25 protein-coding genes and 1 other annotated feature are annotated in these 26,868 nt (G+C 35.1%); of the genes, 8 read left to right on the top strand and 17 right to left on the bottom strand.

The genetic code is table 11. From position 1 onward, the window contains the following. Window positions 1-147: 147 nt before the first annotated feature. The 5 genes from BTHG_RS06360 to BTHG_RS06380 form a co-directional block, all read right to left on the bottom strand. Complete coding sequence (locus BTHG_RS06360; RefSeq protein WP_010283345.1) at window positions 148-1,086, bottom strand: ABC transporter ATP-binding protein; 939 nt, start codon at window positions 1,084-1,086, stop codon at window positions 148-150. 1 nt (window position 1,087) lies between these two features. Next, complete coding sequence (locus BTHG_RS06365; RefSeq protein ID WP_010283346.1) at window positions 1,088-2,143, bottom strand: ABC transporter ATP-binding protein; 1,056 nt, start codon at window positions 2,141-2,143, stop codon at window positions 1,088-1,090. A gap of 12 nt (window positions 2,144-2,155) precedes the next feature. Then, window positions 2,156-3,073, bottom strand: a complete 918-nt coding sequence (locus BTHG_RS06370) for an ABC transporter permease (RefSeq protein ID WP_010283347.1) — start codon at window positions 3,071-3,073, stop codon at window positions 2,156-2,158. A 3-nt stretch (window positions 3,074-3,076) separates the two neighbouring features. Continuing rightward, window positions 3,077-4,012 (bottom strand): ABC transporter permease, encoded by a 936-nt coding sequence (locus tag BTHG_RS06375; protein ID WP_010283348.1) that lies wholly within the window; start codon window positions 4,010-4,012, stop codon window positions 3,077-3,079. A gap of 105 nt (window positions 4,013-4,117) precedes the next feature. Beyond that, window positions 4,118-5,755: a peptide ABC transporter substrate-binding protein gene (locus BTHG_RS06380; RefSeq protein ID WP_010283349.1), complete on the bottom strand. Its 1,638-nt coding sequence runs from the start codon at window positions 5,753-5,755 to the stop codon at window positions 4,118-4,120. 175 nt (window positions 5,756-5,930) lie between these two features. After that, window positions 5,931-6,174 (top strand) — a binding site (T-box leader). A gap of 87 nt (window positions 6,175-6,261) precedes the next feature. On the opposite strand from BTHG_RS06380, the gene trpS reads away from it, so the two are divergent. Next, window positions 6,262-7,251 (top strand): tryptophan--tRNA ligase, encoded by a 990-nt coding sequence (gene trpS, locus BTHG_RS06385; RefSeq protein WP_010283350.1) that lies wholly within the window; start codon window positions 6,262-6,264, stop codon window positions 7,249-7,251. 84 nt (window positions 7,252-7,335) lie between these two features. Here the strand turns inward: trpS and BTHG_RS24360 are convergent, their stop codons facing one another. Continuing rightward, window positions 7,336-8,412 (bottom strand): glycosyltransferase family 61 protein, encoded by a 1,077-nt coding sequence (locus tag BTHG_RS24360; protein ID WP_157256135.1) that lies wholly within the window; start codon window positions 8,410-8,412, stop codon window positions 7,336-7,338. Window positions 8,413-8,641: 229 nt separating this feature from the next. Between BTHG_RS24360 and BTHG_RS06395 the strand changes: the two genes are divergently transcribed. Genes BTHG_RS06395 through BTHG_RS06410 form a run of 4 tightly spaced genes read left to right on the top strand, consistent with a single transcriptional unit; the run spans window position 8,642 to window position 12,598 of the window. Then, the gene (locus BTHG_RS06395) at window positions 8,642-9,943 is read left to right on the top strand and encodes a nucleotide sugar dehydrogenase (protein ID WP_010283352.1); all 1,302 of its coding nucleotides are present in this window, start codon (window positions 8,642-8,644) and stop codon (window positions 9,941-9,943) included. Then, window positions 9,943-10,923: an NAD-dependent epimerase/dehydratase family protein gene (locus BTHG_RS06400; protein ID WP_010283353.1), complete on the top strand. Its 981-nt coding sequence runs from the start codon at window positions 9,943-9,945 to the stop codon at window positions 10,921-10,923. Before BTHG_RS06395 ends, BTHG_RS06400 begins: the two co-directional genes overlap by 1 nt. A 55-nt stretch (window positions 10,924-10,978) precedes the next feature. Further along, window positions 10,979-11,836 carry an NAD-dependent epimerase/dehydratase family protein gene (locus tag BTHG_RS06405; protein ID WP_232284440.1) on the top strand — a complete coding sequence of 286 codons (858 nt, stop codon included), beginning with the start codon at window positions 10,979-10,981 and terminating at the stop codon, window positions 11,834-11,836. 54 nt (window positions 11,837-11,890) lie between these two features. Then, window positions 11,891-12,598: a galactosyltransferase-related protein gene (locus BTHG_RS06410; RefSeq protein ID WP_408605269.1), complete on the top strand. Its 708-nt coding sequence runs from the start codon at window positions 11,891-11,893 to the stop codon at window positions 12,596-12,598. Between the two features lie 91 nt (window positions 12,599-12,689). Here the strand turns inward: BTHG_RS06410 and BTHG_RS06415 are convergent, their stop codons facing one another. After that, window positions 12,690-13,709: a glycosyltransferase family 4 protein gene (locus BTHG_RS06415; protein ID WP_010283357.1), complete on the bottom strand. Its 1,020-nt coding sequence runs from the start codon at window positions 13,707-13,709 to the stop codon at window positions 12,690-12,692. 45 nt (window positions 13,710-13,754) lie between these two features. Then, a complete protein-coding gene (locus BTHG_RS24365) occupies window positions 13,755-14,531 on the bottom strand; it encodes a glycosyltransferase family 2 protein (protein WP_042341586.1) in 777 nt (258 codons plus the stop codon). Between the two features lie 174 nt (window positions 14,532-14,705). Here BTHG_RS24365 and BTHG_RS24370 point away from each other — a divergent pair, with 174 nt between their 5' ends. Next, window positions 14,706-16,079, top strand: coding sequence for a glycosyltransferase family 4 protein (locus BTHG_RS24370; protein WP_010283359.1), 1,374 nt, complete (start codon window positions 14,706-14,708; stop codon window positions 16,077-16,079). A gap of 103 nt (window positions 16,080-16,182) precedes the next feature. Here the strand turns inward: BTHG_RS24370 and BTHG_RS06430 are convergent, their stop codons facing one another. Beyond that, on the bottom strand, window positions 16,183-16,938 hold the full coding sequence (locus tag BTHG_RS06430; RefSeq protein WP_010283360.1) for a GT-D fold domain-containing glycosyltransferase: 756 nt from the start codon (window positions 16,936-16,938) through the stop codon (window positions 16,183-16,185). A 12-nt stretch (window positions 16,939-16,950) separates the two neighbouring features. Then, window positions 16,951-17,691 carry a polysaccharide deacetylase family protein gene (locus BTHG_RS24375; protein ID WP_010283361.1) on the bottom strand — a complete coding sequence of 247 codons (741 nt, stop codon included), beginning with the start codon at window positions 17,689-17,691 and terminating at the stop codon, window positions 16,951-16,953. 170 nt (window positions 17,692-17,861) lie between these two features. On the opposite strand from BTHG_RS24375, the gene BTHG_RS24380 reads away from it, so the two are divergent. Together BTHG_RS24380 and BTHG_RS24385 are read left to right on the top strand one after the other, a co-directional pair. Then, entirely contained in the window at window positions 17,862-18,551 is a 690-nt protein-coding gene (locus BTHG_RS24380; protein ID WP_010283362.1) for a glycosyltransferase family 2 protein, read from the top strand. Window positions 18,552-18,578: 27 nt separating this feature from the next. Beyond that, window positions 18,579-19,358: a glycosyltransferase family 2 protein gene (locus BTHG_RS24385; RefSeq protein WP_010283363.1), complete on the top strand. Its 780-nt coding sequence runs from the start codon at window positions 18,579-18,581 to the stop codon at window positions 19,356-19,358. Window positions 19,359-19,400: 42 nt separating this feature from the next. Here the strand turns inward: BTHG_RS24385 and BTHG_RS06450 are convergent, their stop codons facing one another. The 7 genes from BTHG_RS06450 to BTHG_RS06480 all read right to left on the bottom strand — a co-directional run bounded on the left by BTHG_RS06450 (window position 19,401) and on the right by BTHG_RS06480 (window position 26,410). Further along, on the bottom strand, window positions 19,401-20,150 hold the full coding sequence (locus BTHG_RS06450; protein WP_010283364.1) for a YjbA family protein: 750 nt from the start codon (window positions 20,148-20,150) through the stop codon (window positions 19,401-19,403). A gap of 91 nt (window positions 20,151-20,241) precedes the next feature. Beyond that, window positions 20,242-20,463, bottom strand: coding sequence for a hypothetical protein (locus tag BTHG_RS06455; protein ID WP_010283365.1), 222 nt, complete (start codon window positions 20,461-20,463; stop codon window positions 20,242-20,244). A 150-nt stretch (window positions 20,464-20,613) separates the two neighbouring features. Next, the gene (opp4C, locus tag BTHG_RS06460; RefSeq protein WP_010283366.1) at window positions 20,614-21,522 is read right to left on the bottom strand and encodes an oligopeptide ABC transporter permease; all 909 of its coding nucleotides are present in this window, start codon (window positions 21,520-21,522) and stop codon (window positions 20,614-20,616) included. 15 nt (window positions 21,523-21,537) lie between these two features. Further along, window positions 21,538-22,488: an ABC transporter permease gene (locus BTHG_RS06465; protein WP_010283367.1), complete on the bottom strand. Its 951-nt coding sequence runs from the start codon at window positions 22,486-22,488 to the stop codon at window positions 21,538-21,540. Window positions 22,489-22,628: 140 nt separating this feature from the next. Then, on the bottom strand, window positions 22,629-24,293 hold the full coding sequence (locus BTHG_RS06470; RefSeq protein WP_010283368.1) for a peptide-binding protein: 1,665 nt from the start codon (window positions 24,291-24,293) through the stop codon (window positions 22,629-22,631). 114 nt (window positions 24,294-24,407) lie between these two features. Next, window positions 24,408-25,430: an ABC transporter ATP-binding protein gene (locus tag BTHG_RS06475; RefSeq protein ID WP_010283369.1), complete on the bottom strand. Its 1,023-nt coding sequence runs from the start codon at window positions 25,428-25,430 to the stop codon at window positions 24,408-24,410. Then, window positions 25,427-26,410, bottom strand: coding sequence for an ABC transporter ATP-binding protein (locus BTHG_RS06480; RefSeq protein ID WP_010283370.1), 984 nt, complete (start codon window positions 26,408-26,410; stop codon window positions 25,427-25,429). The genes BTHG_RS06475 and BTHG_RS06480 overlap by 4 nt, the downstream gene beginning before the upstream one ends. Window positions 26,411-26,868 lie beyond the last annotated feature (458 nt).

Here is a 26,868-nt window from a genome sequence, read left to right on the forward strand (position 1 = left end):
TAATACAAATTTAGACAAAACCCTCAAAAAATTCGGATATATTCAATTGTATGAGGTATTTGCCTGTTTATTTATAGTCTAGTTATAAAACTATTCGTTATTAGTGGTAAATCCACACAAAAAAATAGCCTTCATTATGAAGGCCATTTAACTATATTTTTCTTTATATTCTTTGTATTCCTTTTCTGAACAAGCAACGAGATGTCCCGGGGTGATTTCACGAAGTTTTACTTCTTCATTATCTGAATAACCATGTTCTTTCGGGTCATAAATAAGTCTTTTTCTATTTCGTTCATAGTCCGGGTCTGGCATAGGAATTGCAGATAACAATGACTTTGTATATGGATGAATCGGATTTTTATACAAGTCATTGGCATCGGCTAATTCAACAATTTTCCCGAAATACATAACTCCAATTCGGTCACTAATATATTTTACCATCGACAAATCATGTGCAATAAATAAATATGTCAGCCCTTTTTCTATTTGTAGCTTCCTCAAGAGGTTAACGACTTGAGCTTGAATAGAAACATCTAAAGCTGAAATTGGTTCATCAGCAATAATGAAATCTGGTTTTACGGCAAGTGCACGAGCAATTCCAATACGTTGACGTTGTCCACCAGAGAATTCATGAGGATATCGATTTGCATGCTCGCGATTTAACCCAACGGTTTCAAGCAGGGAATAAACTTGTTCCATTCGTTCGGATTTATTTTTGGCAAGTCCATGGATATCAATTCCTTCAGCGATGATATCTGCAACTGTCATTCTTGGATTTAGAGATGCATATGGATCTTGGAAAATCATTTGCATCTTACGGTTGAATTTTTTTAATTCACTTTTTGATTTTTTTCCATGAACATTCTCCCCGTTAAAAAGAACTTCTCCACCTGTAGCATTATACAATCGGATGATTGTTCTCCCAGTCGTTGATTTGCCACACCCAGACTCCCCAACTAAACCAAGCGTTTCACCTTTGTATATATCAAATGTTATCCCATCAACAGCTTTTACCATGTTTGGTTTACCAACATTAAAATATTGCTTCAAATTTTTGATTTCAACTAATTTCTGTTTTTCAGCCATTTCATTCATCATCCTTTCCCTGTGAATCGGATGAGAAGTTTTTCATTCGACGCTTGACCGCTTCTGGCGGCTCCACTTTAGGCGCATCAGGATGAAGAAGCCAGGTAGCAGCGTAGTGCGTGTCAGAAACCTTAAACATTGGTGGTTCAATCTCATAATCAATTTTCATCGCATAACGGTTTCTTGGAGCAAAAGCGTCCCCTTTTGGTGGATTTGTAAGGTCAGGTGGTGAACCTGGTATTGCCATTAACTCCGTTTTATTATCATTGTCTAAGCTCGGCATTGACGACAATAAACCCCAAGTATACGGATGTTTAGGATTATAAAATATCTCATCTACAGTACCTGTTTCTACGATTTTCCCTGCATACATAACTGCAACTCTGTCCGCGACATTAGCTACAACACCTAAATCATGAGTGATAAAAATAATAGATGTTTCTAATTTTTTTTGGAGATCCTTCATTAATTCCAAGATTTGAGCTTGGATTGTCACATCCAAAGCAGTGGTTGGTTCGTCAGCAATTAATAATTTTGGACTTGAAGCTAATGCAATCGCAATCATTGCACGCTGCCTCATTCCCCCACTAAATTCATGGGGATATTGATTTACCCTTTTCTCAGGGCTAGGTATTCCAACTAGTCGAAGAAGCTCGATTGCGCGATCCTTAGCATTTCCTTTTGACATATTTTGATGCTTTGTTAAAACCTCCATAATCTGCATGCCAACCTTCATTGTTGGGTTAAGGGAGGTCATTGGATCCTGAAAGATCATTCCAATATCTTTTCCACGAATTTTTTCCATTTCCTTATCTGTTTTCGAAACAAGATCTTCACCATCAAACAGGATTTGTCCATTCGTAATTTTTCCAGGTGGCATCGGAATCAACTTCATAATGGTCTGAGAAGTTACACTCTTCCCTGACCCTGATTCCCCAACAATCGCAAGCGTTTCACCCTTATATAAGTCAAAATTCACACCGCGTACCGCTTTTACTTCACCGGCATAAGTTTGAAACGAAACTTCAAGGTCTTTTACTTCCAATAACTTTTCCATTTACTCACTCCCTTACTTGCGCAGCCTAGGGTCTAATGCGTCTCGCATTCCATCGCCAATTACGTTAAATGCAAAGATTGTGATACAGATCAAAGTCGCTGGGAAAAACAAACGCCATGGATAATATTCAAAAGCAGGTAGGCCTTCAGAGGCCATCGTTCCCCAACTGGCAAGTGGAACTTGTACACCAAGTCCGAGATAGCTCAAAAAGGATTCAGTAAAGATAGCATTTGGGATTGTTAGTGTCATTGTAACCAAAATAGGGCCCATTGAATTTGGAATCAAATGTTTAAACATGATTCGCTTAATATCTGCCCCTAATGTTTGTGCTGCAAGGACATATTCCTGATACTTTAACTGAAGAACTTGTCCTCTAACAATCCGAGCCATGTTAATCCAGCCTGTAATTGTCATGGCAATAATCATCGTACCTAATCCTTGTTCAAGTATAACCATAAGTAAAATTACTAATAGCAAATAAGGAACACCGTATAAAATGTCCGCTACTCTCATCATGAATTCGTCAACTTTACCACCCATATAACCTGATATTCCACCCCATAAAACGCCGATAACAAGATCTATAAGCGCTGCTGCAAGTCCAATAAATAAAGAAATCCGCGCTCCCTGCCATGTCCTTGTAAAAACATCTCTTCCTAGCTCATCAGTTCCAAACCAATGTACACTAGAAGGTGCCTCATTGGCGTGGGCAAGGTCTGTTGTTCGATAATCAAATTCATTCATCATTGGGCCAATAATAGCCATAATTAATAAAAGAATTAATAGAACAATACCAGCTAATGCAAGTTTATTTTTCTTAAATCTAGAAGTGACATCCTTCCAAAATGATAAACTTGGTTTTGAAATTTTTTCAGCTTCATTCTCATTTGTTATAGCAGGTGTAAACAATTCCTTTGGAATATTCTGCATAAGTTACTCTCCTTTCTTCGCACCAGAAAGCTTGATGCGAGGATCAATGAATCCGTACAAAATATCGACAAGGAGAACAGAAATCAACAGTAAGATACTATAAAAAACAGTAACCCCCATAATGACCGTGTAATCACGGTTTGTGATACTCGTTACAAATTCGTCCCCTAATCCAGGTATTCCAAAGATCTTCTCAATCACAAAACTACCAGTTAAGATTCCTGCCGTTAGAGGACCCATATAGGAAACAACAGGTAACATCGCATTACGAATTGTATGCTTAATCGTAATTGCACCTTTAGCTAACCCTTTCGCACGAGCCGTTTTTATGTAATCATTACTTAATACCTCAAGCATGCTGGAACGAGTTAAGCGCGCAATAAATGCCATTGGTGAAGATGCTAATGCAATTGCAGGTAATATAGTATGCATAAATGATTCCCATCTAGCAACAGGAAAAAGATCTAGCTTAATGGCGAAAATATACTGTAAAACCGTAGCTAAAATAAAACTCGGCACAGAAATACCCAAAACCGCTACTATCATTGCAGAATAATCCTGCCACTTATTATGATAAAGGGCTGCAATCACTCCTAAAACAACGCCAATTGCAATTGCTATGAGAATAGACTCAATCCCTAAAAAAAGAGAAATTGGAAATCCGTTATTTATGATTTCATTAACAGTCATAGCTTTATATTTAAATGATGGACCAAAATCCCATCTTGCCACATCAAATAGATAACCAAAATACTGTTTGTACAAAGGTTGATCCAAACCATAATGGGCATTTAGAGCTGCTTCAATTTCTGGAGGGACATCCTTTTCTTTTGTAAATGGACCTCCCGGAGCCGCTTGCATTAAGAAAAATGTGGCGGTTACAATCAAGATGAGTGAAACGATCATATAGAGTAATCTCTTAATTATATATTTAGCCACTTCGTACACCTCCTATTGCAATCACTTTTCAATAAGTAAGGTATATAGGCCAACTATATACCTTACTATGTTTATTCCTTATATTTGTGATTGCCTATTTTGCCATTACTCAAAATAAGCCCACTTATATTGAACATCCCCTAATGGTGAAATAACGACTCCTTTTAACTTGTCATTTTGAACCCAGTTGTTTGTGTAAAAATAGATTGGTGCAATTGGCATTTCTCCAATTACAACTTGCTCTGCTTCTTTCAGTAGTCCAAGACGCTTTTCCTTATCGGTTTCTTTAGCAGCTTGTGCAAGAAGATTATTAAAGGTCTCACTTGTCCATCCTGTATCATTATTCCCTTGTGGTACTGTAAAGATTTCAAGGAAGTTTACAGGATCATTAAAATCTGCCAACCATCCTGCTCGTCCTATTTGGAAGTTACCTTGGTCAATATTATCAAGATATACGTTCCACTCAGCGTTATTTAATGTTACATTGATTCCTAAATTTGTTCTCCACATGTCTTGGATTGCTTGTGCAACCTTTTGATGGCCTTCTGATGTATTATAGGATAAAGCAATATCAGGAAGTTCAGAAACATCTGATAGTCCCAGTTCATCTAATGCTTTTTGTAAATGTTCCTTTGCAGCATCTACATCATTATCTTTGAAATAGCCCTTTTCGTTTTCCTTAAGAATTGCCGATGGAACGAGAGCCATTGCTGGAATTTGTCCACCTTGAGTAACGTTTTCAACGATTGCTTTTCTATTAATTGCATAAGATAAAGCTTTTCGAAGGTTTTCATTTTGGAATGGTTCTTTATTAATATTGAACTTAAACCAATATGTACCCGCAATCGGGCTCTCTTGTAAGGTTCCTTCTTTTTCAAGTGTTGGAATAACGTCTGTCGGTAAAGCTGATGTTGGTGCACCAGCCCAATCTAATTCACCCTTTTTGAAGCTTTGATATTCTGTATTTGGATCATTAATCATATCCATCGTAATTTTTTCAAGCTTAACTGAATCTGCATCCCAATAATCTTTGTTTTTAGTAAGTGTAATACTTGCAGACTTATCTGAGATGACAAACGGACCATTTGAAACATATGATTCATCAACCCGATTTGCCCAATCTGGATTATCCTTTGCTATCTTACTATTGACAGGAAAATACGTGTAAAAGGCTGTTAATTCTAAGAAGTAAGCTGTCGGGTTAACTAATCTAACCTCAAGTGTTTTATCATCAACCGCCTTAATGCCGACATTCTCCATCTTCTCAATCGAGATATTAGGAGTGTTGTATGCCTCTTTTGCCCCTTCCACGTAATTGTATATTTGTGATGCATAGTCCGATTGATTGGCAGGAACTAATACCCATTTCCATGCATATTCAAAGTCGTGAGCAGTAACAGGATCGCCATTAGACCATTTTGCATCGCGGATTGTGAACGTATACGTTTTACCATCTTCAGAAACATCTATCTTTTCCGCCATAGCTTCTGCTGGTTCACCATTTTTATTAATACGAGTTAAACCTTCAAAAGCATGGGTGAGTACTACTCCTGAAGTGGAGTCAGTTGCCAAACCTGGGTGTAAGGTAGGGGGTTCAGAACTTATATTAATTCTTAATTCTTGCTTTGCTCCATCACCTTTTGCCCCCCCTCCTTCCTCGTTCCCTTTATCAAATGTACCGCAGGCTGAAAGGACGAGAGCACTTGCAAAAAGTATGCTTAATAGCCACGAAGTTTTTTTCAAATAGATGACCTCCCAAGTATGTATTTCTAAATTGTTTCCTAAAGATATACGCTACTTATGTTGTTTCAAAACGTAATTTCTTATGCGTAATGCGATTTTATGATTCTCAATTATTTTTACGTTCTTACTTGCATTTCAAAATGAATGGATTATAATAAAAAATAATTAAATGAAATCATGTGCTATGAAGAAGAGTAGTACATATGTGGACCATTTATAGAGAATCTTCTCTTACAGAGAGTCTGTGGCTGGTGTGAACAGATAATGGAGCATATGGAATGGACTTTTGAGCATCTTAGCTGAATAATAGAGTAAGCTAAGACGTTTTCCTTACGTTACAAGGAAACGAGAGATTTTACTTTTAAAGGATGTTAAGTAAAATAACTAGGGTGGCAACGCGGTAACCATTCGTCCCTAACATTAATTTGTTAGAGATGAATGGTTTTTTATTTTGTCTTATACGACAAAATCATATAAATACCAGTATCTTAAAGGAGAGAACCAACATGCAAACCATTTTTTCAGGAATTCAACCAAGTGGATCAGTAACATTAGGTAATTATATCGGGGCGATGAAACAATTTGTTGAATTGCAAAATGAATATAATTGCTTCTATTGTATTGTGGACCAACACGCAATTACTGTCCCACAAGAGGCGAAAAAATTACGCGAAAATATCAAAAGCTTAGCAGCACTCTATCTTGCAATTGGGCTTGACCCAGAAAAAGCAACTCTGTTCATTCAGTCAGAGGTTCCTGCACACGCTCAAGCAGGCTGGATGCTACAATGTGTCTCATATATCGGGGAACTTGAAAGAATGACACAATTTAAAGATAAATCTCAAGGCAAAGAAGCAGTTGTGGCGGGATTATTAACATATCCACCACTCATGGCTGGAGACATACTTCTTTATAATGCAGACCTTGTTCCCGTAGGCGAAGACCAAAAGCAACATATTGAATTAACGCGTGACCTTGCAGATAGATTTAACAAAAAATATCGCGAAATCTTCACGATTCCAGATGCTAGAATTCCTAAAGAAGGCGCAAGAATTATGTCTCTACAGGATCCAACAAAAAAAATGAGTAAATCTGATCCAAACCCAAAAGCCTTTATTTCTTTACTGGATGAACCGAAACAAATTGAGAAAAAAATTAAAAGCGCTGTAACTGATTCTGAGGGTATTGTAAAATTTGATAAAGAAAACAAACCGGGTATTTCAAACCTACTCACCATCTATTCAAATTTCAGCCACAAAACCATTAAAGAAATCGAAGAATTATATGAAGGAAAAGGGTATGGAGAATTTAAAGCGGACCTTGCAAAGGTTGTATTAAATGAAATTCGCCCCATTCAAGAACGATACTATGACTTCATCAATTCATCAAAATTGGATGAAATCCTTGATGAAGGTGCTGAAAGAGCCAATAAAATCGCGAGTAAAACCGTTAAAAAAATGGAAAACGCAATGGGCCTTGGACGAAAAAGAAAATAAATGTATCGGGCTGTTCGAAAAGTCATTGAAAAAGTGACTTTTTTGACAGCCCCTAATCTTATTAAAATGAATGTTCTCACCTGCTTATGAGTCCAATAAATTTTCTACCTCTTGTACTAGCTCACTTGTGTTAATAGATATATTGTCCTTATTATTAAATTTTTTATAATAATTCCCCTCTGGTTTAACTCCTTTTCCAATATAGTAATGATGCTCTGCATTTACGAATTGACAAATAAGCCAATAAATTGGATTAATATAGGATTCCGGATAAATCTCTAACACTTTAGTTCCAGGTCTACAAAACGCCAAGTTTGTAAGTCCAGCACCATGTGGACTAATTATCACACTAGCAGAATGAAAAATTTCAATTTGTTTTGAAACTCGAAATTCCTCTAATCGAATTGTCTTAAATTTATAATCCTTTAAAGCCTCTAGGATTTCATCTTCATTGACGATACTTCTACTTCCTTTTCTACTAATATAGATTCTTTCATACTCTTTTTTAGGAGCCCAATTGTTTTTAGGGAGAAGATTATCTCGTAGAAATTCGCATGCCCAATCACTAGCAAATTCAGGGATTGAAACGACTACCAATTTTTTTGCTTGAATATGAGCACCTTCTTTTGCATGTATGATATCTTCAAAGTTAATCCCTAATTTGGATAGAGTCTCAAGCTGGTAAGGTAGAAATGAATGATTAAAGATATATCGATCGATTTTAATATCCATCGCTTTTAACGCCTGAATTCTCGGTAAAACTTCGAACATCCAGTGATAATAATTATTGCTATCTATATGAGTTAATGCTGCAACGGTCTCATCCAAATAAGATGGCTCTGGTAAAAAATCTAACTTAAAAACTGAATGCTCATTAGGCTCCTTAAACCACTCAAAGGATACGTCCCATAACAACTTATTATCTTGAGAAATAACAATCCCTTGCTCACCATAAACCCGACCATTTGGAATTTCACCAATATATAATTCATCTGACCACATTGGCTTTTTTCTCGGATTTGGCTCAAATACCAACACGTTTGGTAAAGGTACCTTAACTTCTATTACCTTCAGTGGCATGTCGAATTCATAATTTGTTTTATACCAATCTTTCAATGATAGATAGGTTCCATCTGGTATAGGAAATTCTTGTTCCTTCATATTTTCCTCCTTAAAACCCTTTACCATATATGTATGGTTTTCGAACAAGTTTGCCCCACTAAATGGAGAAACTAATGAAAACATACATATTTTCTCTGTCAAGCTGCTTGCATTCTATTTTCAAATAAGAATAGGTGCACCTAAACTATAAATAAATAGTAATTTTATCTATACAAGTTGTTATTCCCTCCATAAGATATTACGTACAATTTTTTTCGGGGAGGATATAATGGAAACTGAATATAATAATGGAAAGCAACAAATAGGAGTAATCGGTCTTGGTTTCGTTGGTTTACCCTTGGCACTCCTCTTTGTTCGTAATGGATTTAATGTTATCGGAATTGACCTGGATAAAAGAAAGATTGATAGTATCTTGAACTCTAGAAGTTATATTGAGGATATTTCAAACGAAGAAATAGAAGTAGCTCTTTCTTCGGGAAGATTTCATGCATCTCAAAATTATGATGAAATTTCTAAACTAGATACTATTATCATTTGTGTTCCAACACCTTTAACGAATCATGGTACACCTGACTTAGGCTATGTTCAAAATGTCGCACTGGACCTTTATCCAAGACTTAAAACAGGCCAGTTGGTTGTTCTTGAAAGCTCTACTTTTCCTGGTACGACAAGGGAAGTTCTCCAACCAATTTTAGAAAAAAGCAAAATGAAGATTGGTAAAGATTTATTTCTCGGTTACTCTCCTGAAAGAATCGATCCAGGAAATAAACAATTTAAGGTTGAAGAAGTTCCTAAAGTTGTGAGTGGTATCACAGAAAACTGTCGTAAACAAATCGAAACTCTCTATAAACACGTATTTCTAAATGTTGTATCTGTAACATCAACAGAAGTCGCAGAACTTTGCAAACTTCTTGAGAACAGTTATAGGTATATAAATATTTCCTTTATCAACGAAATGGCCATTCTATGTGATTCCTTAGATATTGATCTGTGGGAGGTTATTGATGCATCAAGTACAAAGCCTTATGGATTTAGCCCTTTTTACCCTGGTCCAGGCGTTGGTGGACACTGTATCCCAGTTGATCCCATTTATCTGTATTGGAAAGCGAAGCAAGCTGGCTTTGAGAGTAGATATTTAAACCTAGCAGCCACCATAAATGATGAGATTATGGATTATATCGTATACAGGATTCAAAACTCACTTTCAAACTTAAAGGGATTAACAGGAAAAAAGATTATTATCTATGGTATGGCCTATAAAAAAGACATTTCTGATTACCGAGAATCCCCGTCACTATACATTATGGAAAAACTTGCAAAATTGGGTGCAGAAGTTGAATACCACGATCCATTTATACCAACACTCGAGATTCTGGACCAAAAATACTCGAGTATCGAATTAACAGAAGAGGCCCTTCGTTCTTCTGACTGTTTCGTCATCATAACAGATCACACGTCTATTCCATTAGATTTCATTGTTACACATGCACCCTTAATCTATGACACTCGTAATGTTACAAAAAACTACAGTCACTATAAAAATATTATTCGATTGGGGTGTGGCAATTAATGAAAATTTTAGTAACTGGAGGGTCGGGATTTATTGGTTCTCACCTTGTTACACAATTAATAGCTCAGGGACATGACGTGATTACATTAGATGACTTGTCAAATGGAAAGATTAGTTTATTAAATCAGGTAATGGATAACCCAAAACATACTTTTATACAAGGATCGGTTTTGGATCGAAGTTTATTAAATGAATTAATGGATCAAGTCGATGTTGTCTTCCATCTTGCAGCCGTGCTTGGAGTCAAAAACCTTGTCGAACACCCACTAAAAGTAATAGAAGGAAATATTGATGGAACGCGAAATGTTTTAGAGTTTGCTTTTGCTAGAAAACAAAAAGTTGTTTTTTCTTCCACGTCTGAAGTATATGGCAAAAATAATAATTTACCTTACAATGAGGATTCGGACAGAGTATTAGGATCAACTCTTAAAAACCGTTGGTGCTATGCTACAGCGAAGGCTCTTGATGAGCACTTGTGTTTTGCTTATGCAGAAAAAGGATTACCTATAACAGTCGTTCGATATTTTAATGCGTATGGTCCTGGAGCAACTACGTCTGATTATGGAATGGTCATTCCAAAATTTATTAAAGCTGCCTTAACAAACAGCCCAATTACAGTCTATGGTGATGGAAATCAAACAAGATGCTTTACCTATATTGATGATACCGTTCAAGGAACAATAAAATGCATGGACTCTAACTATAATGGAGAAGTATTTAATATAGGAAGAGATGAAGAAATATCAATAAACCAGCTAGCCAATAAAATTAAATTCCTCTGTAATTCAAATTCTGATATCATCCACATCCCATATGATGAAATTTATGGAGAAAAATACGAGGATACACCAAAAAGAATCCCAAATAACGAGAAAGCTAGATCATTACTAGGTTTTTCACCACTTATTTCGATTGATGAAGGTTTAAGAAAGACAATTGCCTACTATCAGAATGAGTTAGGCTATGGAAGTGATAGGTAATGAAAGTACTTGTAACTGGTGGTGCCGGCTTTATCGGTTCACACATTGTTGAACTATTAACCTCAAAAAAATAGAAGTTATTGTAATAGATAATTTGAGTACGGGGAATAAATCGTTGCTACCCAACTCAGTAAAGTTTTATGAGCTTGATATATGTGATGTCAATAATCTAAATAAGGTATTTACTTTAGAAAAACCCGACTATGTACTTCATCTTGCAGCACAAGTAGATGTTAAAACCTCTATAACGAATCCTATCTATGATGCACAAAAAAATATCCTCGGAACTCTTTCAGTATTAGAGTGTTGTGTGAAGAATGACGTAAAAAAAATTATCTACTCCTCATCCTGTGCGATATACGGAGATGTGGGAGATATTAGTATTAAAGAAAACACTCCAGCGAATCCAAGTTCATTTTATGGATTATCTAAGTATACGCCTGAACAATATGTAAAACTTTATTCTAAACTATTTGGGCTATCCTATACAATTTTACGATATGCAAATGTATATGGACCAAGACAGTCAACAACTGCAGAAGGTGGCGTTATCTCTATCTTTATAAATAAAATGCGTAACGGAGAAAAACCAACTATATATGGTGATGGTGAACAAACCCGTGACTTTGTATTTGTTGTGGATGTTGCAAATGCAAATTTCCTTGCACTCGAAAAAGGCTGTAACGAAGTTATTAATATTAGTTGTAACAGGTCCTATTCCATTAACCACCTTTATACTGTTTTAGGTTCAATCATCCCTTCACCTGGAAATCCAATATACCAGCCTACTAGAAACGGGGAATTACGCTTTAGCCGGTTAAATAATGACAAAGCTAAGGAAATATTGAGTTGGAATCCGGATTTCTCTTTAGTTGAAGGTCTGAAGCAAACAGTTCATGAAATAAAGCAGTAAATTCTAAGGCATTTTCTACTAAGTAGATATGCCTTTACTTTTTACGAAAGGAGAGTGCCTTCGTTGAACAATGTTTCAATATTAATACCCTATAACTCTGATGGAGGTCATAGGGACAAGGTAATTAAATGGGTGTTAGAATTCTATAAAAATACTATGCCCGAATTTGAAGTAGTTATCGGAAATGATACAACTGGGCAGCTTTTTTCAAGATCAAAAGCTATAAATAATGCAGCCAGGAAAGCATCTGGTTCCATTTATGTGATTGCGGATGCAGATATTGTTTATAACCCAATCATTTTATATAAAGCCATTGATTTATTAAAATATAACGTACCTTGGATTATCCCCTATAATCGAATTAAATATTTAACGGAAGATGGTACACATCAACTTTTAAACTCTACTGCAATTTGGCCATTCAAAGCTGAAATTGAGTTTTATCATGATCATTACTCTCATGTCGGAGGATTAAATGTAATTTCCAAGAAAAACTTTGAAATCGTTGGAGGATTTGATGAACGTTTCATTGGATGGGGTGGTGAAGATGACGCTTTTGCCTCATCTGTAAATTCTCTTTGTGGAGATTATCATCGTATGAAGGAGGATTTATATCATATTTGGCATCCTCCTGCGGCAAAGTTTTTCAATAACCCTCATTACAAAGCAAATAAATTACTATCGAATCGATATTTGCAAGCATCAAATAGCGAAGAAGATATGAGAAAATTAATACAAGAACGTAAACTAGTTGAAGATTAATTTTGGACATATAAAAAAGTTTCACTTTTGTGAGTGAAACTTTTTTTAAATCCTAGCTGTTGAAAATAACAGCAAATTACTAGAGTCTACTCTATTGGACAAGATTTCCCTGGCAAAAGTAGATAAATTTAAACCATAATTCTGAAACAGTTAGTGGATCTGCCTTTTCACTCTCCGTGATTGCATCTTTAACCAATCGGTTATACAGCTGTTTGTCCGTAAGTAGTCTTTCAAGTGCCCATCTATACTTTTCTAATGACTCATTTGACCAATTATTATTGTTATCTCGATCAGTTTTCATAGTTGAAAGTAAAAATTGACTACTCGCAACTTCTGGAATCGCTCCAACATCTGCAGCAATTACTGGAACACCACAAGCCATTGCTTCGACAATATGTGTAGCTCCACTTTCATATTTACTTCCACAAACAAGAATATGCCATTTTTTTATGATTTCAGACATATGGGTATGAGGTATTTCCGAGTAAACCTTAATATTAGGCAAATCTACTTTATATGAAGGTTTTTTCGCAAAAATCATTTCAAATTGAACATCCGGAAACCTTTTAGCTAAGTAAGGAATAACTTCCTTTCCTTTTATCCAACCATATGGCTCATCATACCCAATCCAACCTACTGTTGTCTTTTCCGCACGATCTCCAGTTGTAAATATATCTCGATCAACCATATTCGGTATAGTAAATACAAGACCTGGGTCATAGTTATAACCCTTAATTATTTTTTCTCTATGAAAATCGGAAACAGCTACCATTGGAATATTATTTTTTTTTGCTACCTTTAAAAGCTTAGCATCATCATCAAATGAATGATTAGGACCAACACTCCAATTCCACTTGGCATTATTGGGAATACTAGAATCAAATAAATAATGATTCCACCACCCTTTTTCATTTTGTCGAACAATCTTCAAATTATCTATTGGAAACATGGGTCGATGGTTTATATTTGGTGGGGCAAAAGCTATTTCTATATCTTTTGGTGCCAATAATGATAACCATTTTGCCCACATAGCTACTTTTACATTTGGTCCATATGATAAACCTAAATCAAAATTTTGAAATCCGCCTATAACAAATTTAAATTTAAACAATTACCTATCCTCCTATATGAAATGACGCTTTTTATACGTAATCGATTATTTAGGAACGAGCCTATTTACATATTTCCATCCATCCTCTTCAATAAAAATAGGTTCATATAAATCTCCCCATCTTTTTAACGTATCACGTACAACCCATTCTCGCATTTTATTAATAACATCCTTGTTTTCGGAAATATTTTCATCATGGATTCGTAACATGATAAATTCTCTATTAATCCATTTAAATTTATACTTTTCTACGAATTTTATTAATATACGAAGATCGTCCAAACCATGTAAACCATTTAATGGGTCATCCGTTTGCCACCCACCAATCTCCTTTAACGCAGATGTACGGTAAAACCTTGGCCAAACAACCCTGTTTGATAAAAGATATTCATACTTATCATTAAATTGACGGCCTTTCACTCTATTTTTTGACACGATTTCTTTGTCGGGGCCGATGATTACGCGAACCATATTTCCGCTGATAATGGCAACATCTTCTGGTTGGTTCATAGCTTCATTTACCAAATCTTTGATTGTATATTTAAAAAGCAAATCATCACTATCCAACTCAAGAATAAACGGCGTATCAACTAACAATAATGCCTTATTTAAACTTCTTACTTTTCCTATGTTTTCCTCATTTTTTATTAATGAAATTCGAGAATCACTTAAATATTCTTCAACCTCTTTACTCCCATTATCAGTAGACCCATCATCGATTAAGATCAACTTCCAATTTCGATAGGTTTGCCATAACACACTTTCTACTGCGTCCCTTATAAATTTTTTCCGATTATAAAAAGGGATTAGTACGGTTACCATTGATTCCAAGTATTAACACCCCTAAATAAAGTAATATCAATTGTCATTTTATGTTAAGAGACATCCTTTGGTGTTACCCAATACAGAGATTTTTGATTTCTGGACCTATTACTTACACAAAAATTTACTATTTAAAATAAGATAATATATCTTTCTTGTGGAAGGAGTAAATTGATGAAAATTTTACTAGCATATATTTCAATACTCCCCTTTACTGGTGGTGTTTGGACATATGTACGAGAGCTAAAAAATGGTTTAGAAAAATTGGGTCACTCCGTTGATATCCTTGCTTGGAATCCTGATATGTATAGGTATTATAAAATGGAGAAAAATGATTTTATTGAACTGCAAGCAATCCGCCCTCAAATAGCTAGACTAGTAGATGATTACTACGACGAAAACACTCCAAAAGTGGATAGGTGGATTAGATCGAATGAAATTCATAGATATACATTTGAGATAGCTTCCGCTTATCTTGGATTGGACAAATATGACATTATCCATGCACAATGTGTTAGGTCAGCTCGAGCAATCTCACGAGTAAAACCAAAGCATGTTCCTTTAGTTACATCCCCTCATTCATATTTGACTAAAGAGCTTTTTTTACCGCTAGGAAAACATGCAAATCCAACTCACAAAAGATATATTTCTCATTTAGAATTTCTTGGACCAACATCAAGTGATCACACGATAGTTGCTTCAAAATATCTAAAAGGTGTCTTAGAGGAGTTCGGGGTTACATCAGATAGTATTTCTGTCGTTCCGTATGGAATTGATATTGAAAAATTTAGTAGCCATATGGAAAATGCAATCTCAAGTCAGGTACCACCGACAAATAAAAAAATTATTATTTGTCCTGCAAGAGTCGAGTACGAAAAAGGACATCTATATCTTTTAGAAGCCCTTGCTATGCTGAAGGCTAACAATATCACCAATTGGGTATGCTGGATTGCAGGAATCGGAGAATATTTAAATGAGTTAAAAGGTATCGCAATCGAATTCGGTATTCATAATGATGTTGTGTTTTTGGAAGAAAGGAGTGATATACCTGCTTTGTTAAAAAGAGCAGATATCTTTGCATTACCAAGTCTGCTAGAAAATCTTCCATTTGCAGTAATGGAAGCACAATTAGCTGGTAAGGCCATCGTTGTTTCAGACGAGGGAGGCATCCCGGAAATGATTACACATGGAGTAACAGGTATGATTTCTCCAACCTATGATAGTGAGGGGCTAAGTCAAAATTTAAAACTCGTACTTAGTAATGAGGCTATTGTTAAACAACTTGGTAAAAATGCAAAACAATTTGCTTTTAAAAGTTGGCCAATTGATTTGAGTGTAACAAGGACATTAGCAATTTATGAAAATGTAATAAATCAAAAGAAAAAGGGTGCCTTTAATAAGAGTAATAATCACTCCAGATTTCCCTTTAAAAACCTAGTTTCTCAGAGTTCACGTTCATTTTGGGATTCGATATTCAAAACATTACCAGAAGACTATTTGATTCCAGACCCTGGAATCACCACTTTTCTAAAGAACCTATATAAGTAATTCAACAATACACCCTAATATGTAATATCTCCTCATAAATTTTACAGTAAAAAAAGGCGGGTTACAAAAGCTTTGTAATCCGCCTTTTCAATTTAAATATATATTATAAGCTTAGTAATTTATCTAATCCAAGATTTTTTATAACTCCAACTGAATCTTGAATTTCATTCGTAATAAGAGTTTCCATACCCTGCCCTAAATCAAAAACAACTTTTCCATATACATTTTTAATATGTGCACCAAGAATAATAGCACTAGTACCTGCAGCAATCAAACATAAGTCAAATTCGTAGTCTTTTAGTTCTTCTTTCACTCTAGGGATATCTTCAATTTCCTCAATCTTTATTGCTCCTGTCACGGTATATCCCTTTTCTTCTAATGCTACTTTTACTTCATCAGCATATCCAGCAATAATAAGGACTTTGTGATTGGTTAGCATTTTTTGAAATTTTTGCTTTTGTGAAATCATAATCACTCTTCTTAGGTGACATTCAAAATAATATGGGGGCCAAATATTATAATGATCAAAAACCCTCTCCGTAAGCTCCCCTGAATCCATGTCATACCATAACAAGTTATATCCAGCGATATCAATGCTTTTCATTGCTTCTACAGCTTGATCACGGGCGTCAACATTAGGGAATCGAATTCCCCGATGGTCATGCCCTCTTTTCACTCCTTTATTAGCTATTTCAGCCTCTAAATGATTCATCATTTCTTCTTCAGAAAGTAGATTATATTGCGCCATTACAAAAGTCTCTGTTGCACCTACAGAAACTACTGCTAGAGGTTTTCTCTTTTCTAAACTATCTAAAATATGATCCATTAACTCACTACTACCTAAATATTTTGGTTTCAATAACTTCACCACCTAAAATGACATCTTAAAATGATTACATTCTGAATGAATAGTACTGTTAAAAATCCTCACTTTTTCATCCTTAAGAGAGTAAAAATTTTCGGTATTTGGATAGCCCTTTTTTGTCCAAGAATAAGGGTGAACGAGTAGTTGAATCTTTTTATACTTCTTTATTTCTTCTTCTGATGGATAACCATATTTCCATTGATGCATGGAATCCGAAAAATATTTAATTCTAACATTTTCAAAATTATCTTCATCTTCTTTAAGATCAAAGTAAATGTCATCATACGTGTTTATCAGATTATTTATCCTTACCTTCAACTTTAATATATCCTTTGGTGGTCTATGGTAAGAAAATCGATCAACTGGAATATTCAAAAAGGCTTCCATGACTTGTACATCGTTGAGAATATAGGATTCTATACTTTCAAATTCTTCTACCATTTTTAGATGAACATGAAGTCCAATGTGATGTCCCATTTCTTTAATTTGACGAACCATATTGATATTCTCACTAGAAAAAAGATTATATGCATTATTTCGAATTTGAAACATGTAACTTGATTTTACTCCAAGTTCACTTTCAATTTTCGCCATTTCAAATGCACGTTCCACAGAAAACTCCACATCATGCCTAATGACGCAAAATTGCTCTGTATCTTTGGTAACCTCTCTAAAATCGATTACTTTATTATGTTTTTTTATATCACTTATTATTTTCCCATACTCCTTATAGGAAAAAGCATTCATACTTTTCTCCCTTTCTTGTCTATAATACTCTAAAGTATTTTATGAACAAATGATTGAAAAGTGATTAAAATGCATCTTTTTGTGATAATTAGGTAAATACACTGTCCATTCCCTCTCTAACAAAATACACTATAGAAGTTTATATTATTGACAAGGGGATGTACGTAAACATGATTTCTGTAATTGTTTGTACAAATAGAGAAAATATGATTGAAAATGTATTTCATAATTATGATTCCCAGGCCTATCTAGATAAAGAGCTTATTATTGTTCTAAATGATAATGATATGGATATGGATTTATGGAACACTTGGGCAAAGGAATATCATAATGTAAGAGTATTTCAATTAGATAGCTCAATTACATTAGGAGAATGTTTAAACTTTGCAATCGAACAATCAACCTATGATTTTATCGCAAAATTTGATGATGATGACTACTATGCACCAAATTACTTAAATGAAGCAATAGAAGCAGTCTATCATTCAAAAGGAGATGTGATTGGCAAAAGAAGTATTTACACATATTTAGAAGGTAGTGATGTATTGGTAGTGTACAGCCCAGGTTTTGAAAATACAATTACAAAAACCGTAGCTGGTTCTACTTTATTTTTTAAAAAGGATATATGGGAAAAATTTAATTTTCCTAAAACAAATGTTGATGCAGACACACTTTTTCTAACCACTGTTTATAACAACGGTTATCAAATATATTCCACAAGTAAATTAAATCATCTCCTGATACGAAGAAAAAATAGTGAAAATCATACTTGGTATATGACAGATAAAGCCTTTTTAGAGGATTCCGAAACTGTTGATTATAAAGGGGATTTGAAAACATTTATTGCTTCTAAGGAATAGGAAAGATAAATCAAAGGTGAGATTATTATGAGCGTGACGGTTGTTATTCCTTTTTTTAATGCTGAACGATATATATATCAGGCTATAAACAGTGTTTTTGAACAAACGTTCCAAGAGTGGAAGCTTATATTAATTAATGATGCTTCAACAGATGACAGTCTATCTATGATTCAACCATTTCTGAAAGATTCAAGAGTAACCCTACTTCAACATAATGAAAATAAAGGTCAATCAGTTGCACTCAATTCTGGACTTTCTAATGTTATGACGCCTTTCCTCATTCAATTAGATGCAGACGATTATTATTTTCCTGATACTTTACATGCACTCGTTACAGAAGCTAAAAGTGTTTCGGAAGATGTAGCTGTTATTGGGGGAAATGTACAAATTGCCTGGGAAAAGAAAAATAGGATTAGACGAAAAAAAGTAATAAAGGGTCGACCATTTCATGATGTGAAAGATTTTCTATCAGCTAATATGTCTGTATGGCCTCGTTTTTATAGGACATCTGCTTTACATCATATTGGTGGATGGCCAACTGACGATCCTTGGAGTGGTCGTCATGCTGAGGACATAAGAGTTATTACGAGACTTTTAGAAAAAAAGTATGCAGTTCATTGGATAAATAAAACCCTTCTATTCAATCGCCGTCACAGTAAAAATGATTCAAATAACAGTAATCGTTACGGTGACGTTTTTGAATGGATTGTAATCGATGCACTTAATCGTTTAGAAGACCCAATGAAACCAATATTTAAGACATATCATAATGGTTGGAAACAGCTAATAAGATTTGAAGAAGAATAAAATAGAAAAAGGGATATGTATAAAACATTCCCTTTTCCTTTTTTAAACTTTAGACTCATGTTCAATTTCCCAAAGCTTTTCAAAAAATGGTTGACCTTTAATTAAGTTTTCACATAGTTGAACATGTTTGCCCGTCCAACCGTTTCTAGTTTCTTCATAAAGGTTTTCCCATACTTCTTCAAATTGCATTTCTTGGATTTCGTGGTATTTCGAAGGATTCCACTCCGTATACCAATATCTTATCTCTGCCACATTTTTCGTTGAAGCTAACTGATCTAATGCCATAAATAAAAGCTGCTTTAGCTGCCTTTCCTTGCGAGTTAGACCTGCCATTTCAACTGGTGAAGGAGATAAAATGTGATGTTCCTTATCCTGTATGATATTTTTACTATCAAAAGAATAAGGAATTGCTTCGTGGCCGTTCACCATCTCATAAACGAGCTGTTCCTGCCGAGGAATTAAACGACTTTTTCGAATAGGAATATTATAGCCTATTGTGTCAACTGCAAGAATTCCTATTCCGTCTGTCACAACGAAACAATAGTCTAACTGAATTCGTTCGTGATTTTTACGAACATACGCTTTTTGGTGAACATCCATTAGTAGTTGCTGTGGTAATTCCATTAAATCATTCTCGATGTAGTTAAACAATGGAGACTCAATTTTTAGCAAAGGTACCTGGTCTAACAGTTCAACACTATCATCTTTACGCCATTCATGGAAGTGGCAAACGTTGTAACCATTTTCTTCACCTTCAAACCAATTTACCCAAATATCATGAAGAAACAACATTTTTTACCCCTCACTTCAAAGCTGTTTGTCATCAGTATAGGCAGAAGGAAAAAATTTTATTCCAAAATATTCTTGTATTGTTAGAAAATACTTAGGTCTTATTTTTACTTGAAGGCATAAATGGAAGGTAAATGCTAATCCAAATCATTGCCATCCCCACTAAAAGTAAATAACATTCAAATCTCTTACTAATAAACTGTAGATATTCCATAAAGGATAATCCTGTTGTCGTTAGATTCAAATAAGCAATTGTACTTATTCCTCCGCAAACAGCTAGTCCAAATCCAACTAAAAATAGAAATGCTCTACCCATCCGAACACCTTATGCCAATCATCAAATCAAATCACCTGCTCGTCCCAATTACTTACTATACTTTATGGTACAAGATTATAAAACATGACAAAAATATGCATTCTCCCTTTTTAGCCAAAAGAAAAAGCCAAGATGGCATCTTGGCTTTTTTTACTCGTTTATTTTTGGATCAAGGGCGTCACGAAGACCATCGCCTACGAAGTTAAAACTTAGTACAGTAAGTAAGATCAATAAACCAGGTGTCGTTGGTACCCACCACTGTTTGAGCATAATAGTTATACTTTGAGCTCCTGTTAACATATTCCCCCAACTTGGCGTAGGTGGCATAATACCTAACCCAAGGTAACTTAGTGCGGATTCTGCTAATATAACTCCCCCAATGGAAAGTGTTGCTGCAACAATGATTGGACCCATCGCATTAGGAAGGATTTCCCTAAAAATAATGGTAAAGCTTCTTGTTCCGATTGTTTTAGAAGCTAATACGAATTCACGGCTACGTAATGATAAGAATTCACCACGAACCAATCTGGCCGTACCCATCCATCCGGTTAATGCGAAAATGAGAATCAGCTTATCTACGCCTGGTTCAAAAATCGTTACAAGCGTAATCAATAAGAATATCTGTGGAATTGAATACATGATATCTACAAATCTCATAATTATAGAATCCACGATTCCACCAAAATATCCGGCAATCGCTCCAAGTGAAGCACCGATTGTAATAGCTCCAGCTACTGAAGCAAATCCTACCAGTAAAGAAATCCTTGCCCCATATAATAATCGAGTTAAGATATCACGACCAAATGTATCTGTACCAAGTAAATGTTCTTTACTTGGATTTGCAAGTCTCTTAAACAAATCTTGCTTATCAGGATTATGCGGTGTTAAATAAGGTGCAAAAATCGCTGCTAAAATGATAAATATTAAAAATACTGCACCTATAACGGCAAGTTTATTTTTAAAGAACTTACGAATCATTATTTTTGTTAACGTATCAGAATTCGTATTTAATCCCTGAAGCTTAATATCGTTTTCTGGTGTTAAATTTGGTTGCGCCATCCTTCTTCCCCCCTTCTAGTATTCAATTCTCGGATCAAAGACAGCGTATAGAATATCAGCTATAAGGTTTCCTACTACTACTAAGACAGAGGAAATAACGGTTATGGCCATTACAATTGGATAATCACGTTGGATTGCAGAATCAAAAAATAATTTACCAAGACCTGGCCATCCAAATACAGCTTCTACGATAACAGAACCGCCGATAAAGCTTGGAAGCATTAATCCAAAAATTGTAATAACAGGAATCAATCCATTACGAATACCGTGTTTCATAACAACCTTGCTCTCTCTGAAACCTTTCGCTCTAGCAGTTCTCATATAATCTTGGTTTACAACCTCAATCATACTTGAACGAGTATAACGTGTTAAACTCGCCATATCTGCAGTAGCTAACACTAACGCTGGTAAGATTAGATGATGAATACGATCCCAAATGCTAAATGGAGCATTTAGAGTTTGAGTACCCGAAGCAGGGAACCAATGTAAATGTACTGAGAAAACCATAATTAAAATTAATCCAAACCAGAAATTTGGTATAGCTAGTCCTAAAAATGATGATACAGTTACGGTATAGTCTACTTTTGAATATGGACGCACCGCTGAAATCACACCAAATGGTATTGCAATGACTACAGCCAATATTGTAGAAGCTACCATCAACAAGAGTGTATTTGGTAATCGATTCCATATCAATTCAGATACATCTCTACCTTTATTAATAATAGAATCTCCAAAATCACCTTGAAGCATATTTCCTAACCATTTGAAATATTGAACATGAACTGGATCATTTAATCCATATTTCTCCATAACAACTTCACGATCTGCTGCACTAATATTAGGATCCATCAATAGCGCAGCTGGATCACCAGGTGCCATTTGCATAATAGCAAATGAAATGATGGTAATACCTAATAATAGGGGAATAGCCATTAATGTTCGACGGATGATATAAGATACCATAGCTATTTCTCCTTCACATTTTAATAAATTCGTCTATGATTGATCTAGATATCTGTATCTAGTTGTTTTCAGTATTCAAATAGAAAGAGGGAAGGGAAAATATACCCTTCCCTCTGATTAATCATGATGTTAGTAAACTATTACTCTGCTGGTTGTAACCACCATTTGTGTGCATCATATAATGCTGATTTAGAGTGGAACTCATAACCTTGTAATTCTTCCGGCATTGCACGGAATTCTGTTGGGTAATACAAGAAAGTGTATGCTTGATCTTCAACAAGGATATTGTAAAGATCTTTGTGAATTTGCTTATATTCTTCTGTATCTGGTGTTTGTCTTGCTTTTTCCATTAAAGCATCAGCTTCTTCATTCTTATACCATACGAAGTTTAAACCTTCTTTTGATTGTGAAGAATGGAAAATATCATATTGGTCAGGGAATGTTGATAATGACCAACCAAGAATTAAAGCATCATAATCCCAGTTTGGAGCTGAAATTTTCTCGATGAATGCACCCCATTCAACGATATCTGGAGTAGCTTCAACACCAATTTCTTTAAATTGTTCTTGAAGAACTACTGCAATGTCTTCACGAACTTTATTACCTTGGTTTGTAGAGATTTTGAATGACATTTCAACGCCATCTTTATCAATAATACCGTTGCCGTTTGTATCTTCCCATCCTGCATCTTTAAGTAATGCTTTTGCTTTTTCTAAATCATATTCAAATTCTGGAACTTCATCATTGTAAGTCCACATTAATGGGCTATCTGGAGCTTGTGCAGCTTGACCAGCACCTTGCATAATGCTTTCTACAATTGCATCTTTATTAACAGCGTGTGTAAATGCTTGACGAACACGCTTGTCTTGGAATCTTTCTTGTTGTTGGTTAAATCCAAGGAATGTATAAGATAATGCTAAACCTTCTTCAACTTTAGTTCCATCGATTGCTTTTACAGTTTCGACTTCAGTTCCTGGAACTCCAGCATAGAAATCAACTTCACCTGCTTGTAAAGCAGCAATCATTCCGTTTGCATCAGTAATAATACGAGTTGTAATAGAATCTAAGTGTGGTTTACCTTCAAAGTAGTCGTCGTTTCTTACTACTTTTACATATTCTCCATCTTTCCATTCTTCAAATTTGAATGGACCTGTACCGATTGGATTCTTTGTATTGAATTCATTCTCATGTAAAGTTGCTGGGTCAACAGAGCCTAAAACATGCTCGGGTAATACAGCATAGCTTAAAGTAATTGGGTAGAAAGTTACATCTACTTTGTTTAAAGTAAATTTAACAGTATAATCGTCAATCTTTTCAACTTTTTCCATGCTTTCAAAGTTTGACTTACGCTCAGATACAACATCTGGATTTTTCATCATCATGTATGAGAAAACAACGTCGTCAGCAGTCATATCTTGACCGTCATGGAACTTAACGCCTTGCTTTAATTTTACTGTATATTCTAAGTTATCATCAGAAACCTGAATATCTTCAGCTAAATCTAATTCTGTTTCTAGGTCTAGGTTCGTTTTTACTAATCCGTTATAAATCAATCCTTCAATATCACTTGAAGCTGTATCTGTGGAGAAGTATGGGTTAAACATTGTTGGGTTTCCAGTAGATCCAACAATTAAATCTCCACCATCCACTGGATCAGTGTTTTTAGGTTCTTCTTTTGGTGTTTCTTCTTTTGGCTTGTCTTCAGGTTCGCTGCTAGCTCCTTCTCCACCGGAACAAGCTGCTAAGAAAAGTGACATTACAAGTGTTAGGGCTAAAAATAGCCACAAACTTTTTCTTAACTTCACGATTGTTTCCCCCTATCATTTTGTTAGAATTTTTAGTTTTTACTGCTTAGATGATCCCTCTTAGGTGGCATCTCCTCCCTTCAAAGAATCTTAATCTATTCTGTGCTTTCACCTTTATTCATAAAGGTGGCATGCAACAAAATGCCCTTGTTTTACTTCTTTAAATTCTGGTACCAGCTGGCGGCAAATGTCAGTTGCTGCTGGACATCTTGTGTGGAATACACAGCCACTTGGTGGGTTAGATGGGCTTGGAAGCTCCCCTTTTAGCACGATTCGTTCCCTCTTAATCGCTCCTGCTTTTTTTGGAACAGGAACTGCTGATAATAATGCTTGTGTATATGGATGAAGTGGTTCAGCATATAAATCTTCTTTATTTGCTAATTCCATCATTTTACCTAAATACATAACTCCCACTCTATCACTTATGTGTCTTACAACACTTAAATCATGTGAGATGAAGACGTATGTTAGACCAAAATCTTCTTGAAGATCTTCCATTAGGTTAATAACTTGGGCCTGTATTGATACATCCAGTGCTGATACAGGTTCGTCAGCAATAATTAATTCAGGATTTAAAGCTAATGCCCTTGCAATCCCGATTCTCTGACGTTGACCTCCAGAAAATTCATGCGGATATCTGTTGATAAATGATGAATTCAATCCAACAGTTTCCATTAATTCTTTAACCTTTTCTTCTCGTTCTTTTGACGTATAAAGATTATGAGTAATTAATGGTTCCTTAATAATAGAACGTAACGTCTTTCTCGGATTAAGTGTTGCGAAAGGATCTTGGAAAACCATTTGAATGTCTCTTCTTACAGTCTTCCTTAATTCACTTTCAGACATATGGGATATGTCTTTTCCTTTAAAAATGATTTTTCCATCTGTCGGTTCGTATAATCGGATGATTGTTCTACCAGTAGTTGATTTTCCACATCCCGATTCTCCAACTAGTCCAATAGTTTCCCCTTTTTTAACCTTCAAGCTTATTCCATCTACCGCTTTAACGTCACCAACTTGTCGTTGCAATAGTCCAGACTTGATTGGGAAGTATTTTTTTACATCCTGGAGTTCAAGGATGATATCACTATTAGTTTCTGAAGACTCGAACTTTTTTTCTACATTCTTAGTTGTCATGCTTTTGCCCCCTCGTCGTCATATAGAAAACAGCGAACTGCTCGTTCTTTCCCCATTTGTTTTAGCTGAGGTGCTTCAGCAAAACAGCGATCAAATGCTTTTGAACAGCGTGGAGCAAATCTGCATCCTTTTGGCATGTTTTCTGGTGAAGGTACGTTTCCTTCAATTGATTGAAGACGTCCAATTTCACCTTCTATTGCAGGGATCGAATTCATGAGTCCGACCGTATATGGGTGAAGCGGTTCATCAAACAAATCATCTACTGGTGATTGTTCAACAACTTGACCACCATACATTACTACAATCTTATCCGCAACTTCGGATACAACACCTAAATCATGGGTAATTAATAGAATTGAAGTATCAAATTTACGGCTTAAGTCCTTCATTAAATCAAGAATTTGTGCTTGGATTGTAACGTCGAGTGCTGTTGTAGGCTCATCCGCAATTAAAAGCTTCGGATTACAACTCATTGCAATCGCTATCATAACCCGTTGACGCATACCGCCAGAGAGTCGATGCGGGTATTCATTTATTAATTCAGCTGCCCTCGAAAAACCAACTAATTCCAACATTTCAATTGCTTTTTTAATTGCTTCTGCTTTCGACATTTTTTGGTGGTACATTAGTACCTCGATAATTTGTTCACCAACAGTAAGTACTGGGTTAAGAGAAGTCATTGGTTCTTGGAAAATCATCGAAACATCATTTCCTCGAACCTTACACATTTCAGCCTCAGACAAGTCAATAAGGTTTTTACCATCAAGAGTGATTTCACCTTCGACGATTTTTCCAGCTGGACTTGGTACTAGCTTCATTATTGAAAGTGATGTAATACTTTTACCAGATCCGGATTCACCTACAATAGCTAATGTTTCACCTTTGTTTATTTTTAAATCAACGCCATCTACGGCAGGTATTACTGTTTTCTTTTTATAGAAATATGTTTTTAAATTTTTTACTTCTAGTAATGTAGCCATAAAACGGTTCACCTTCCTTACTGGAACTAAAAAACAAGTTCACTCATTATTCAAAATATAATATATTTAGAGAAATATCAACCAAAAATTTCTAGCATTCTCTTAATTTACCAGACTAAAGCTTTAAAGCAACAAACGCGCAAAATTATCTGACAAAAGAATCAACTAAATTTTATTACAGAAAGATTACAAATTCAAGTCAATTTTTAAAATAGAGTAAATTTACACTTTTAACAGAAAAATTACTATTCTCTTAATCTACTTAAAATTCTATTAAAACTATGTCGAAATTGCAAGATAATTTTTATTATTTTATTTTTTCTTCCTCAAAAACCTTATTATGAAAAGGATTAATTAAGAAACATCTATAATACTCCTTTTCAAGAAAAAGGATATTTTGCTTTATTAATATAATTACTTTACCGCTAAAAAGCGTTGAATTGGTGAAATACAGAGAT

Origin of the sequence: Bacillus timonensis (assembly GCF_000285535.1) — a bacterium.
GTDB classification, from domain to species: domain Bacteria; phylum Bacillota; class Bacilli; order Bacillales; family Bacillaceae_L; genus Ferdinandcohnia; species Ferdinandcohnia timonensis.

Coding starts and splice junctions, on each gene's coding strand:
- BTHG_RS06360 (WP_010283345.1), bottom strand. CDS start 1,086: ATGGCTGAAAAACAGAAATTAGTTGAAATCAAAAATTTGAAGCAATAT.
- BTHG_RS06365 (WP_010283346.1), bottom strand. CDS start 2,143: ATGGAAAAGTTATTGGAAGTAAAAGACCTTGAAGTTTCGTTTCAAACT.
- BTHG_RS06370 (WP_010283347.1), bottom strand. CDS start 3,073: ATGCAGAATATTCCAAAGGAATTGTTTACACCTGCTATAACAAATGAG.
- trpS (WP_010283350.1), top strand. CDS start 6,262: ATGCAAACCATTTTTTCAGGAATTCAACCAAGTGGATCAGTAACATTA.
- BTHG_RS24360 (WP_157256135.1), bottom strand. CDS start 8,412: ATGAAGGAACAAGAATTTCCTATACCAGATGGAACCTATCTATCATTG.
- BTHG_RS06395 (WP_010283352.1), top strand. CDS start 8,642: ATGGAAACTGAATATAATAATGGAAAGCAACAAATAGGAGTAATCGGT.
- BTHG_RS06400 (WP_010283353.1), top strand. CDS start 9,943: ATGAAAATTTTAGTAACTGGAGGGTCGGGATTTATTGGTTCTCACCTT.
- BTHG_RS24365 (WP_042341586.1), bottom strand. CDS start 14,531: ATGGTAACCGTACTAATCCCTTTTTATAATCGGAAAAAATTTATAAGG.
- BTHG_RS24370 (WP_010283359.1), top strand. CDS start 14,706: ATGAAAATTTTACTAGCATATATTTCAATACTCCCCTTTACTGGTGGT.
- BTHG_RS24375 (WP_010283361.1), bottom strand. CDS start 17,691: ATGAATGCTTTTTCCTATAAGGAGTATGGGAAAATAATAAGTGATATA.
- BTHG_RS24380 (WP_010283362.1), top strand. CDS start 17,862: ATGATTTCTGTAATTGTTTGTACAAATAGAGAAAATATGATTGAAAAT.
- BTHG_RS24385 (WP_010283363.1), top strand. CDS start 18,579: ATGAGCGTGACGGTTGTTATTCCTTTTTTTAATGCTGAACGATATATA.
- BTHG_RS06450 (WP_010283364.1), bottom strand. CDS start 20,150: ATGTTGTTTCTTCATGATATTTGGGTAAATTGGTTTGAAGGTGAAGAA.
- BTHG_RS06455 (WP_010283365.1), bottom strand. CDS start 20,463: ATGGGTAGAGCATTTCTATTTTTAGTTGGATTTGGACTAGCTGTTTGC.
- opp4C (WP_010283366.1), bottom strand. CDS start 21,522: ATGGCGCAACCAAATTTAACACCAGAAAACGATATTAAGCTTCAGGGA.
- BTHG_RS06465 (WP_010283367.1), bottom strand. CDS start 22,488: ATGGTATCTTATATCATCCGTCGAACATTAATGGCTATTCCCCTATTA.
- BTHG_RS06475 (WP_010283369.1), bottom strand. CDS start 25,430: ATGACAACTAAGAATGTAGAAAAAAAGTTCGAGTCTTCAGAAACTAAT.
- BTHG_RS06480 (WP_010283370.1), bottom strand. CDS start 26,410: ATGGCTACATTACTAGAAGTAAAAAATTTAAAAACATATTTCTATAAA.